The 13,525-nt window shown below is 55.7% G+C and carries 7 protein-coding genes; all 7 read right to left on the bottom strand.

Features of this window, described 5'->3' with window-relative positions:
* Positions 1-18 precede the first annotated feature (18 nt).
* From ACMTNU_RS16335 to ACMTNU_RS16305, 7 genes are read right to left on the bottom strand one after another with little or no spacing between them, the layout of a single operon-like run.
* Entirely contained in the window at positions 19-276 is a 258-nt protein-coding gene (locus tag ACMTNU_RS16335) for a hypothetical protein (protein WP_413936372.1), read from the bottom strand.
* Between the two features lie 9 nt (positions 277-285).
* Positions 286-987 (bottom strand): LamG-like jellyroll fold domain-containing protein, encoded by a 702-nt coding sequence (locus ACMTNU_RS16330; RefSeq protein WP_413936371.1) that lies wholly within the window; start codon positions 985-987, stop codon positions 286-288.
* A complete protein-coding gene (locus ACMTNU_RS16325; protein WP_413936370.1) occupies positions 987-2,579 on the bottom strand; it encodes a hypothetical protein in 1,593 nt (530 codons plus the stop codon). The genes ACMTNU_RS16330 and ACMTNU_RS16325 overlap by 1 nt, the downstream gene beginning before the upstream one ends.
* Positions 2,579-7,894, bottom strand: a complete 5,316-nt coding sequence (locus ACMTNU_RS16320) for a hypothetical protein (RefSeq protein ID WP_413936369.1) — start codon at positions 7,892-7,894, stop codon at positions 2,579-2,581. Before ACMTNU_RS16320 ends, ACMTNU_RS16325 begins: the two co-directional genes overlap by 1 nt.
* 16 nt (positions 7,895-7,910) lie before the next feature.
* Positions 7,911-9,671, bottom strand: a complete 1,761-nt coding sequence (locus ACMTNU_RS16315; RefSeq protein WP_413936368.1) for a hypothetical protein — start codon at positions 9,669-9,671, stop codon at positions 7,911-7,913.
* A 9-nt stretch (positions 9,672-9,680) separates the two neighbouring features.
* Positions 9,681-10,424 (bottom strand): hypothetical protein, encoded by a 744-nt coding sequence (locus tag ACMTNU_RS16310; protein ID WP_413936367.1) that lies wholly within the window; start codon positions 10,422-10,424, stop codon positions 9,681-9,683.
* 9 nt (positions 10,425-10,433) lie between these two features.
* Complete coding sequence (locus tag ACMTNU_RS16305; RefSeq protein WP_413936366.1) at positions 10,434-13,523, bottom strand: DNRLRE domain-containing protein; 3,090 nt, start codon at positions 13,521-13,523, stop codon at positions 10,434-10,436.
* Positions 13,524-13,525 lie beyond the last annotated feature (2 nt).

Below are 13,525 nucleotides of genomic sequence, written 5' to 3'. Positions count from 1 at the left end.
CATAATCAGTCTGACTGATTACAGACACCCCGGTTCCAGCTTCCCATGCTCGTCAAAGCGAGGGGGCACGCTGATGCCCTCAACTGGGTTGACTGGCTCTGAACCCGAAGGCTGGTAAGAAGGGTTGTTGCTGATTGCCGCGTCCAGCTTTGACGCTATTGTTAAGTACGTCTGTGCCATATTCATGCACTCGGCCACGGTCCCGCTGATTCGCAGGTTGGTTGGCGCGAGCAGGGCGCGAAGCATCTTCAGTTCGTCGATCGTTAGTTCGTTCATTTGATTCTCCTATTTCAGAATGACTCCTGACGAGATTGGTCTGATTGGTGGATGCTCGGCCACGAGAGTTGGCGCGGACGTACTGCCAAGCGTCCTGCCCTCTATGACATCCAGCAATCCCTTTCGCATGGTCCAGTAGTTGATGAGACCTACGCCCACGCCGGGAAACGTCGTGATCCGCAATGGCTGAAAGCGTTGCGACAGAGCCTTGTACACATCACCGTAGCTAACGTCCATCACGTCATAGTAGAGTGACAATTCGGCCATGTATCCAGCAAACCATTCCGTCCCAGTTGCAAGTCCCGTTCTCTTGTATCCAACGCTGGTTGCTGTTGTCGCTGATCCAGCCGGTGCGCCCCATGCGACTGAAACAAGCGTCTCTCCATTGAGGCTAATCTGATACTTGGACGGAGACACATAACTGTTCATGGACCAGTACAAGTGGTTCCATGCGTTTGTGTTGGCGGCTGCGGCAGACTCAGCATACGAAACGTCGCCAGCCTTTTGAAACCGGCACTTGCCGCCAGACGATGCCCCCATGTACTTCACGCCGTACCAGACCGATCCGGTTGTATTCACATGCAGAAACAATGACTGGTCCCGCGTGCTGTCCGTGGGATAAAACCACAGCGAACCGGAGTCCCACGTCAGCGTCGCGGGTGATCCGCTGAGGGTGAGCCTGCTGGTTGATCCATCGAACGAGTACGCCATTAAACTATCTCGTAAAACTCAAAGCCAACGACAAAACAATCCGAGTTGAGATCATCTAGGCTGCTGGCATTGTCGGCGTCCCTAGTGACCTTGATCCGAAACAGGTCCCCGGCTGCTGGAGTTGTCGCAGGCGTTAGGGTGATGATGCACTCCCGGCCATCGTAGGCCGTGGTGGATGATGTCCCGGTTACTGAGTCCACCGAGGCGTCGAAGTTGTCCGTATCAAGGGATTCCGCCCCTGCGTTTGGGGTGCGAAACTCGGTGGACGCATCGAATCGCACATCGTCCGCCGCTGTCGTCGTCGCCGAACAGTAGAGTATCCGCAGACGCAGCTTACTCGAATCGCTGTACTCCTGCGGCACGATGCCGGAAATGATGCAGGATTCATCTGTTGCCTTGTCGAAGGCAATGCAGGGCCGCAGACTCGTCGGTAGCGTTGTCGGCGTGGCAAAGCCCGTGTTGGGAAAGTCCACGCTCAGCGCGTTGAATTGCATCGTCCATCTGCGACTCCTGTTCAGCGACACCGCGCCGCTCGAAACCGTGAAGTCGGCGGCGGCGAAGGAAGCCACGCCTTTGACCGACGTGGTTGCGTCGATACCCGCAAGCGTCGGATTGCCGGATACCCCGTCTCCGTTGGAGATGGACAGGCCGGTCGATGAAGTCACAGCAACGGATCGCTGCACCCAAGTATCCGACGCCGAGCGAACCGCGATGCCGGTAGAGCCGAGTCCTTCGAGAGCAGACAGGTCATTCGCCAAAGCCAGCGTGGGATTTCCACTGACGCCGTTTCCGTTACTGACGGTGATTCCGGCAGCCGGGCCAGTGAGAGTTCTGCCCGCGAAAGTATCCGCCGCAGTCTGGCAGACGATTCCGTTTGTGTTGTACGCGGCCAGTGCTGTCAGCGTAGCATCGAGTGGCTGCCCGCCGAGCGTCGTCAGCATTGCCCCGACCGTCGCATCGTCGAGAACCGTGCGAGCCGCAGCGGTGAAGTCAGCAAGAGCCGCAGTCCCTGAACCTGTGAAGTAGGGCAACTTGTCGGCGGCGGAAGTCAGTCCCGCGATGGCGGCGAGTTCCGCATCGTAGGCTTGAACGTCTGTGCCGATGACAAGGCCAAGACTCGTTCGAGCGCCAGCCGCAGTAGAAGCAGCCGTACCTCCCCGCGCGACAGACAACTGCCCGGACCAACTGGCAGTTATCGAAGCAGCAACAAGTAGGGCCGTCGTAGCGCTTCCACCAGCCGTAAGCTGGACGTTCGTATCATTGTTTGCAGTTAAAGCCGCACCACCCGTGATCGAAGAAGCAGCCGGTGTGATAGTCGTTTCGCCAGCAGCAGTCAGCCTGCCCTTCTGGTCCACCGTGAACGTGCTGGCCTTGGTCGCCGAGCCGTATGAGCCAATGGTGACAGCCGTGTCGTTGAGCGAGATTACGGGAGTAGTTCCACCAGTCGAAGCGATCGGCGCAGTGCCGCCAACGCTGGTTACTGCGACACCGGCTGTTGTCCCAACAGTGTCTATCGCTGCCCGAATCCGACGCAGCGCAGCGGCTATGTCTTCGATGGTAAAAACATTCGGATCGAAGTCTGGCGTTGGCATTACTGAATCAACCCAAGAGACTTTGCTCTCTGCCTAATCGCATCGCGTTCCGACTTCGGCTTCTCGTGCAGAGCGTTTCTGATTTTCTTTACGAGCATCACCTTGATGCCATTGCGTTCTTCCGGCGTAGCCTTCTCCCATACGTCCATCGCCTGATGCGGCGAAAGAAACTTCGACCAGATTTCGAGCGGAGCCTGCTTCATGTTGCGCATCATATTCCGACGCTGCGTGCTCGTAATCTCGCCAGACTTCACTGCCTCCAAGAGCGTGCCGGGGTTTTGCTTTTCTTCCTGTGCCAAGTCGTGTCGCTTTCTCGAAGCCTCGACCTGTTCAGGAGTCCGGCTCGGCATCTGCTGATGCACATAGTCCATTGCTTGCTGAAGCGCAGGGCTGCGCTGCACATTCATCGGAGCGTTGAGAATACCAACAGTCGGCTTGAGATACGAAGACACAATCGAATCACCAGCAGCTTCGTTGCGACGGCCAGACTGAACCGAGAACGGCAGCAGCTTGTTCAGTTGGTCAGCAGCAACCTGCATGAACTGGGTGTACGCACTGTCGTTCGGGTTGCGAATCTGATCGCCGTAGTAGTTCTGATTGGTGATGAACGTCTCGTACATATTCCCAATCGCAGGCGACAGCTTGTGTCCTACGGTAGCAATCGGGTGATGCGCATACGACAAAATGTCGGGGATGTCCGTCAAGAACCGAGTGCGAGACTCAGAGCCGTCCGGGTTGGTGTCTCCGTTTCTCGGATACAGCAAATCAGTGATGTCTTCTGGCGGCTTGCCAGTCCAAAGATATTGCGCGGTCGCGCCAGCAATCGAAGTCGCCAGCAGAGAACCAACCAAGTACGCCATGCGCTCGGTCATCCACGGCTTGCCAGCTTCGATGCGAGAACGGATTTCTGCGATGTCTCTGACGGAAGAGCCAAGCCAGTACAGCGTACCAGCAGACCATCCCGGTGCTCGCAACGAAACAAACCCGATGTCTTTGAGCGCCTTGGGTATGTTCACGTTGTCGTAAGTAACCAAACCCATTCGAGCTTCGACAGCATCCCAAGCCTTCTTGGAGATTTCAGCCAACTCGGATTCACCGCCAGCAAGTCCACCGCGACGGGCAATCTCTTGATGCACCATCTCGCCGAAGCGTCCGAACTTCGCCAACTCGGTGTACGCCCGCACTGGTCTCATCACTGCATCGAGTACAGCTAGCGGCGTATGCCAGCCAAGTTTCGCGGCGGCTACGATCTTCGCGTTCTTGGTCTCAGCGAACCGCATGTCGCGCACGTCTTTCGCCATGCGACCAGTCGAACTCAAGTGCCACCACTTGTCAGAGAGAGGCTGAGCGTTTGCCAACTCGGCGGCACGCATCGCAATCGGATCGCCGTTGAACGCAGTCTTGCGGAGATACTCAGCACGCAGCTTCGCGCCTTTGATCGGCGTTCGGATGGGGTCTATGAACGCACCAACCAGCTTCTTGCCAGCTTCGCCGACGCGACCACTCGACAACTCAGCCAGCGAAGCAGCCAGCCCGTTGCCAAACTCTCGCAGCGCGTTGCCGCCAAGGTGAGCGTAGCCAAGAAGATTGATTGAGTTTGCTACGTTGTTGTACATCCGAGTGCCGCGAAGCAGCGGATTCTTGCCGAAGCCTTTCGACTGGTAGTTGTCGATCGCAGCAGCCAGCTTTTCGGGAAACGCCCAGTACCCAAGGATGTTTGCGCCGGGTGCTTTGCGAGTCGTCGAATCCGTACCGAGCTTCAGGCCCGGCTTGATCTCAGTCAGCGGGTGCAACTCAGGAGTCTTTGCGATTAGGTCATCGAACGCCTTGGCTAGCGTTGGTGCTTTCTGTCGAAGCAACTCAGGCGCGTGCAGGTACGCCTCTACGAGAGCAGCAGCTTTCTCGTCTGGATGAAACACATACTTCTTCTGCTCTGGTGTCGGGTTCTTCGGCAGTCGTTCTTTCGCTAGGTCAGTCCACTCTTTGCCGATTACTGCGTTGTGCTTCGATGGCCGCGACGGATCGCCACCGAGAGCACTGAACAAGTCATAGCGTTCGTTAAGCGCATGACCAGTCTCGTGCATCAGTACCGAGTTGGGACCGCCGAACTTGGTTCGCACCGTGTCGGTGTCTATGTCGTAGTGTCCCCACGGTTCGATGCCGCCACGGCTTCGGATGTTCCAAGTGCGTTTGACATTCACTCCGATGCCAGACAGAAACCCAAGCAGCTTCGCGCGTTGGTCTAAGTCATACGCTTCTTGAACAGTCACTTCGCCGGGGCCGTGAACTCTGTACGTTGGATCGCCGCCAGGTCCCATGTTGAGCGTGCCCTTGGTCGCAGCGTAGCCGTCCGGTGCTCGACCAAGACCGTAAACAAAAACACCGTCACGCTGTTTCATCTCGCCAGCTTTTTGCGCAGCAACGAGAGATTCGATCTTCACAATCGCCAAGCGAGCAAAGTTGTGATCTGCCAGCTTCAAGCCGTGCTGTTCGAGAGCCTTCACTACATCATCGAGCGTGCGCTCTTTGAGATGCTGGCCGCTGCCGCGTAGTGGATTCTTCTGTCCGCCGAGCAACTTGCGTGCGGCTTCTAATTCGGTCGGTTTGTTTTCGTAGATGCGAGCGAGAAAGTTATCAATGAGATTCGCTTCGTCTACTGTTCCACCCCAAGCCTCGATGGCTTTCTTGTAGTAAGCACGCAGCATCTTGGTGATGGTCTTGGCTATCTCCAAGACCGGCTTTGGAAGTGCAGAGTGATTACCAGTCTCGTAGTCGGCATGAAACTGGCGGAGTTTTTCGTCGGGGTACTTATCGAGCGCGACGACAGCCTCATCGAGTGCTGCTTTCGCAGAGGACACCTCGCGGTTCTTTTCGCCAAGGTACTGCCTGAATGAGATGGCCCGGTCGGCCAGCTTCTCCGCAAACTTAGCGAGTCTGCCGCCCTTCACTCCGGTAGAACCAGAGGCAGAGACAGCCTTGGCCGCTGCTGTGGTCGCAGGGACGGCCTCGTCCGGGGCCGCTGGCGCACGATCGGCGCTCGGAGCACCGTCCGCACCCATCGCGGCAGCCATGCCTACTGTCGGGGCTTTTTGGCCTTCTTCGCCTTGCGCATCGGCCAGCCCATTATCAGTGTTCCCGGTTCGCTGGACTCTTTTATTTGCATACCCTGATTCGATGTCTGCAAATACTCGCGCACTTGCTTCCCGTGCTCCCTGATCTGTTCGGGCGTCATTTCCCTCAGCTTCGATAAGTCGAGCCTTACCTCTTCTGGACGTAGCATGTTTCGCTCCTAGTTGATTACCCGCAGTTTTGAATGCGTCAAAGCTGTTCTCGCCGCCGAAGTCTACCACGCGCATCTTGAGTGCGCCGGTGTCGGGGTCATGTGTGATGGTTTTATAGTCTATTCCATGAGCCTGAAGAACAGCAGCCGCGTCTGATCTTGTAACATTTTCTGGAAGTTCGGCTTCGTAAACGTAGTCGCTGCCGCCCTTCACTCCGTAGTGAAAAGTCAGCACCGCCTTCTGAGCCAGAATCCTGCCAGCCTTCGAGCCAATGTAGTCAGCAGTATCGGTCTCGCGGTAGCCCGGCAAGTCCACAACGAACGTATCTTCAGCACCATCAGCCCAGTGGCCGCTGCCCTTCTCGACGCGAACATTCGGAGTGACGCTCAACGCCAACTTGCGAAGCATCTCTTCGCGCTTCTGCATCTGCGGCGAATCGAGTCGCTTCTGAATTTCTGCATCGGTCAGCCCTGTATCTGTGTTGCCAGACACAAACGCCATCGACCGAGTAGCTATCGCTTCAGGAGTGAGTTCTTTCACCTTGACCGGCTGAACAAATCTGGCCTGTCCATTGAAGCTGCTGTTCGGGTGCTTGCTGAACCAGTACCCAAGATACTTACCGTCTTCTTTGATCTTCGCTTCGGCGTCACGGAACGACATTTTTTTTAGCAGACCGTCAGGGTCCACGCCGAAGTCGTACAGGTCTTTGCCGGTGATGGGCTTCCCTGCGTCATCCACTACGACATACGGAATCTCGTTCTTGCTTCCGGGTCCGAAGAAGTGCTCAGGCTCTCCGCCTTCTCCAAACGCAGCCGAGCGATCTGCACCAGCGTTCTGAACTTCGCTCTTCGACGTGACAGGGTTCGATCCGAACTTGCTTGGGTCTAGTTCAGTCAGCCCACTCTTGTTCGAGAAGTGAAAGAAGCTGCCGCTGGCGTCGTCTTCGATCGCACTGCCGAGTTTATCTTTCGCAGCAATAGCAGCAGCACGGCGTTCTGCCTGTGTGGTAAGCCCTGCCTTCTTAATGTCGATACCAGTTGCGTCTGAGTATTCCTTGCGAGAGATGTCTCCTTCTTTGTCGGCGAGTTTCGCTAGCCCGCCAAGAGACTTGGCTTCAGCATCAGTCATTGTGTACTGACCGCCGACGCTCAGTCCGACTGATTGGTCTTTCGGCTTCAGCGTTTCAAGAACTTTGTCTGTGGTCTCTTCGCCGAGAACTTCGTCTGCGATCTTCTTGGGATCATCTTCTGGTCCACGCTCGCGCAACTTCTTCGCCAACTCGCGTACTTTCGCCACGCCCTTAACGCCGAGAATCAGACCAGCGTTAGTGATGAAGTCTTCGGTAGTCGGCAGTCGGCCTTCAAATGCCGCTCCACCAACAGTAAACGCGGCGACCTCTGCCGGAGCAGAAGCATATCCAATCGCGTCTTTGCCGAGCGGTCCAAGCGACGCGCCGAGAATCGCAGACTTGCCTGTGGCTTTCGCTGTCTCAGCTAGGTCTACTTCTCCCTTTCGTGCGTACTGCTCCAACGGATCGTGAATCGCAGTCATCGTGCCCATCATCGTCGAGCCTTCGATCGAACCGCGAATCATTCCACGCTTGACTGTTTCGCCGATGAGTTTCTTACCGAGCAACTCAGTCGCAGCAGCGCCACCAATCGCGCCAGCGCCGTGAGTCAACGGATCGGCGATGAGTGAAATTCCCTGTGACGCAATGCGAGCGCCCATGCCCATTGGCTCGTTGGGAACTTCTTCGTACGGGATGCCTTGGCTTTCGAGATAGGCGCGATTCAGTCCGCGACCGATCGCACCGACAGAAGTGTTCTCGGCGGTTTGCTCTAGGAACCCGTGAGGCTCGATAGTGCTGATGATTTGCTGGCGTTCTTCTTCACTAAGTCCGGCTTCTGGCTTAGCTGTGTGATCGCCGTACCAAATGTCGCTAAAAACAGACGTGACTGATTTCGGACGAACTTCATCAGCAACCGCAATGTCGCCGCTGGCTACTCCCTCGAAAATGTCTGTGACGCTCGGCATGTACCATCCTGAGAACCTAGTAATTAAACGAGTCTTCGAGGGTTTGAATATCCTTTTCGCTCAAAGCCTTCACGCGATCAGTCAGACTAATCGGACGCTTCTTTACTTCTGGCTGATTCACCGTCGGCACAACATAGTCTTTCGTTACCAGTGCAACCCTCTTGGCAAGCTGCATCAGCGAGCCGTCTTTTCCGCCCGGCAATCTGTCGGGGTTATCCCCGAAGTTCCTAACGAAGTCCTGTTGCCATTTGACGACGGTTTCCAAATCTCCGCGTCCGTTTTGCGCATCACGAATGATAGCTTCAGCGCGAAGATTGATGTCTTCAATCTTCGGAGCAAGGCTGCGCATCTTCTTCTGCTTGGCAACCTCAGACAAGTCTTTGGCATACTCTATCGGGTCGAACGGCATCGTATCACCAGCGGCGTTCTTGCGGTTGTTGTTCGCCTTGTAGACCTCCATCGCCTCTTCGTCGGTCACGACATCGGCGTTCTTGTCGTGCTCGATCTTTAGTCCGCCCTTGCCGTCTGGAACAACTCGTCCGCCCTGAGACCGCAAATCCCGCAATTCGTTTTCGCCGCCAACAAAATTCACTCTCTGCTGCTCTTGCTGTTCAGGAGTCAGTTTGCTCCATTCGATCTTGCGTTCAGGAAGCGGCTTAGACACAGGCTGACCTTTTGCGCCACGCTCCCAAATAACCCCACGTTCGTCATCTATTGAAGTCTCGCTCTGCACCTGCTCTTGGAACGTCGGCGTGTGCGGAACGAGGGAAGTCTGAATGTGCGAGTCGGCACGCGCAATAGCACGGCGCTCAGCAGCAACCATGTCGGGCGAGTTCGAGTTCACCCAGTCGGGGTTGCCAATCGTCGCAGCACGTCGTCGAGCGATCTGCGCTTTTGCAATCAACGACGCGCCAGAATACTTACGGTCCATGCCTGCGACTTTGGATGGGCCTTCGACATACGGGTTGTCTTCTTGGTCTACCGCAGGCGGTCCCATTCCGAACGGCATGTTTTCGTTCGCAGCTTGCTGATCGTAGCCAGCGACAGCGGACTGATTGGAGATGTAATCTGCCGCAGGCATCCCATAATTTTTCAAATCGCTGCGAAGCTGCTCTTGGTCGAGCGCGCCTTGGTTGGCCAGCTTAGTGCGTTCGAGATAGCCTTCGTTCGATAGTTTGTGCGCCAGCTTTGTTTGGTCGATCGCGCTCTTGGAGTGAATCTCTGCAATGGCTTTCGAGTTCGTCAGGTCATTCGCAGACCGCACAGTGTCCAGCGTAATCGCATCAGACAAAGCGCCGCGACGGTTGTAGTCGCGGTCTTCGCGTGCCATGTTGCGTTGTTGCTGCATCACGAACGGTGCAGCGAGCGAAGTCATACCACCAGCAACGTCACCTTCGCTGAATGCGCCGCCAGCCTGAGCACCGATACTCGCAGCGGTCAGATAGCCGCCAAGGCCGACAGTGCCGCCAGTACCGAGAATGCCAGACGTAGCAGCGGTCGGAAGAGCACCACCAAGTGCGCCAGCTTCGACTCCGCCGAGTCCACCTGCGCTCGCCGCAGTTCCAGCCAATCCCAACGCAGGCGCGGCAAGACCAGCAGTCACCGCAGCCGCAGCAGCAGTGCCGCCCATAATCAATGCGCGTTTGCGTTTCGCTTTTGCAGCTTCAGCCTTGGCGTGTTGAATCTCGTCAATGCGACGACGCTCAGCCAAGAACGCATCCATGCCATAGGCAAGACCTACGACGGTTGGGTCAACGTCAAAATATCTCGTGACCAAGATGCGCTCCTAGTGAAAGTTTCCAAGCCCAGTGCCGAGAGATTGCATACTCCCATAGAACGGCGCTGTGTTCGGCGGCACGTTGTTGATGTTGTTGATGAAGTCAAAGTAGTCGCCAGTGGTCTGAAGATAAGTGCCGACGTTGTTCGCAGCGCGATTGTTCAGTTGCCCCGCGTAAGTATTCAACGTGCTTTCATCCAAGCCGTACGCCGTGTTCAACGCGCCGAGTCTGGCCTGCTGCGTGTCGTTGGTCAGACCAGCCAGCGTGTTTGCTTTCTGAAATCCAAGGTCTTCGATAATGCGACGACGCGCTTCACCCTTGCGAACCTTCAGACCGTTCGCCAGAGACTCAGCCACTCCGCCTCCGCCGAGACCGCGTTCTGCGAGATTCGTTCGCAGCGAACCCTCGCTGAACGTGCGATTGGTGTCGGCAAGAGCCTGTTGGCCGACGCCTTCGAGATAGCCCATCACGTCGCCTTCGCGCTTCTTATAGGCGTTGGTGACATCTTCGGCAGACGCATACGCCTTGCCCGGCAGGGCAGACGCTTGGTGTTTGAGAATGGCCTGCGCTTCAGCAGACGATGGATCGTTGTGAATCATCGCCATCGCGGCGTCGGATCGCGCCTGAAGCCCGGACTTGCCTTCAGCGATTTGCTGCTCGACCGCTGCTTGATACTTGACCTGCTGGTCGTGGGTCAGTTTCCCCAACCAAGCAGTAATCAAAAGCTGCGGGATATTCCAAAGAGGATTCATCTGAATCTCCTACGACAAAGCCAACCGGCCAGTCTTCTGCCGGGTTATGGTCATCGACTCTCTTGCCCACGGACGGCCCGGCGTTCCTTCGGTCTCAATGTAGATCGCGCTGTACCTCAGTCGCGGCCTACGATTTCGATTGCGACCAGCAGTCATGCGAGTTTCGTATCTCGCCTCAGCCAGTCTGGCTTCTTGAGCCGTGTCGCCACCGTAAATCCTGACAGTCACATTATCACTCACGGAATCCAAAACGTCCACGAGTTCGTTTATGTAGCCCTCGCCATACGTTCCGCTGCCGAGTCGGATCGGACCATACCACACACGACTATCGAACCCGGTTCCGTCGTCGGTTCCAGAGCCGTCGTCGTACATCCTCAGATAGCCGTCGCGGCAGCCGCGAACCAGAACGAACGGCCCGACACTGTTCACTTGATGAACACACGAAGCCGTCGTGTCGTGGCCGAGAGCGTACTCGTCTAAGAAGAATCCGCCGCTGCGAATGTCGTAGTAATAGTGGATGCTTTTTAGCGTGCTGTTGTCCGAAGAACTTCTCGGAACGCACGCGATACAGATGCCGCGCTTGCTGTAGTCATAGCCGAGAGTCACTTCGTACAGTTCCGGGTCGATGCCGAGCAACTCTTCGGGAATGACATCCCTCGAAAGCGGAATCACGCCAACCAAAGTGACTTCATAGAGACCATCCAGAGTCATCACAATCAAACGGCCTTCGGGCGTGCGAGCGTATGCACCAATATCAAGAATCCCAACGTCCCGACTGATGAGGTTAATCGTGCCATTCAGCAGTGGGTTGCCGCGAAGCACGCTGAAGCTGGCTCGACACGCGAAGATTAGATGGTCATTGGAGATCGGAATAGTGCAGATGATCGGATCGCCGAGCTTGCCGGGGCTTCCAGACGCAGAGTCCGACGCAGCAGCGGCTTCGATAAGCGGACCAATGAGAGTACCAGACGCAACTCCATCAGAGTTCACCGTGCCACCGTCGCCGAAGTCCCAAAGATTCGGATAACCAACCGCGCTCATCTGCCATTGTTGAGGCTTAGTGGGATCATTGACCGCTACGATACGATCAGCCCACAGCGAGAAGTGCCTGAAGCCGACCGGGAACTGGCTAATACCAACCGTTCCAAGGCTTGTCAGTGCCATTTGATCGGTAGCTGAATCGTAAATCTTTGGACCGCGAATGATCCGATAAGAAACCGACGTGGCCGTAGGCCCACCAGATATAGTAAAAGTGACTCCGTTGGTCGCATGAACAGAAACGATCGCATACACCCCAACTGGCGCAGGGGTTCCGCCTGATGCCGAAATGATTTCAAGACGATCGGAATTTACATCAATCCCTAGTTGCGTCCAGTCTGTCACCCCGCTGTCGTCGAGAATAGAAGTAGAACCACTTACATTGGCGATTGTCGCAGAACTTGACGAAGCCAATCTTTGCTGTCGGACTCCATAGTCCGCAATATACAACTTCTGAAGTCTGCCAATAGCAGAAATCAGCCGATCGCTTCGCAGCGAGGGTATATTCACATGGGTGACTCGATACATCACTCCGTCAACGCCTTCGCGTTCGAGGTAGCCGTTCGCGGAAGCCATCAGCATATTCGGCGGCTTGGTTGAGGCAGTTACCGTGTACAAAAAGCTGATGCTTCTTATGAGAACTCCGTCGTTGGCTGCGTTGTTGTGGAGACCAAATCCATATCTTCGTCCAGCAGGCGAGTAGCTCGGTATCGTGTAGTTGATGTCGGGGGTTTGCTTCGTCCACCAGACCTGCACCTTGCCCCACGGATGAATCACCATTCGCATTTGGCGGCGTTCAAGGTTAAGAACCTCGGTCGGATTGTAATAGCTCGCCTTTACTACTCCGTTCACATACAGAATCAACTCTGCCAATCCGCTTCCGAAGATAGTGAACCTGACGGCAACACTTCCAGAGATCGCAGGCGTAGATTCACTCGTGTCCATGATGATCCAAACACTTGAATCAATCGGCATCGTGTACGGGCTGAGCGAGACTTCTCGACGAGAATCTACTGACGCGCCGGTAATCTTCGACGACGCAGTGCGAAGCTGATTGGCCGAAGTATCTGACCGTGCAAGCCCACTCGAAACGGTCGGCAGGCCAACACTTGCTCGCGGAGTATCGCTCACGAAGTCTGGCAACGTCCAAGTGGTAGAAGCGTGCTCCCAATATGTTCCACTCAAAGAACTTCCGGCGAAGTCATCGAAATAAGTAGTCGCCGTGTTTGAACTGAGCGTCTGACATTCCGCGACCATGCGAACAGGCGTCGAAGTGAAGCTGCCTCCGCTGGTGTATTCAACCACGAGAGTCGGTCGGTATGCCGCCGTTGCGTATTCGCTGTCAACAAATTCAACAACGGCATCTGCCGTCAGGTTCGTAGTCAGCAGTATATGTAGCTGGCCTTGGTACGTCGGAGAATCAATCGCATCTTGGCACAGCGCCTCCATGCCAAAGATTTCGTTTGTTCCAAGAGCACGAATCGCAAAACTAACACTCAGAGAAGAATCGTAATCCCCACCAGCGGTCGTCCAAGAATTTCCAGTCGAGTACAGGCTCCACGTCGCCTGAGTCTCTGACCAGTTTGTGCGAGTAAGGCGATAGACGACACCAGAAAAAGAAGGAACGTCTAGAGTGATTGCGAACAGCACCAGCTTGGCAGCGGTAATCGTCGCCGTGCTCGGTATGCCACTCAGATCAAAATACAAAATAGAGTTGGTGTCGTCTGCACCGTTGGCGTCGTTTGCAATACGAAGCCCAAGCGCGTCACGGTTGGTGCTTAGTGCCTGACGAAGATAAACGTCCCGCGTCGGCGTAATGCTCGTAGGCCCACCAGAAGCAGCAGCGCCGCCGCTTCCTTCGTTGGCATCTCCGAGTTGTTTGGTGTACGCCTTGACGAGTCCGGGGCGTGAGCCGATGCGTCCGCGCCCTTCGAGAACATCGAAGGGGCGGACGTTCAGCAAATCTATCGAAGTATATGGCGGTGCGGACTGATAGTCCGTGGCCCGATTCAAGCCACCAACAGGAGCCTGAAGCTCAACAATCTCTTGCTGGTTCGCCATAG

Origin of the sequence: Nitrospira sp. BLG_1, from assembly GCF_047338595.1 — a bacterium.
Lineage (GTDB): Bacteria > Nitrospirota > Nitrospiria > Nitrospirales > Nitrospiraceae > Nitrospira_D.
This window is presented reverse-complemented; position numbering and strand designations above follow the sequence as displayed.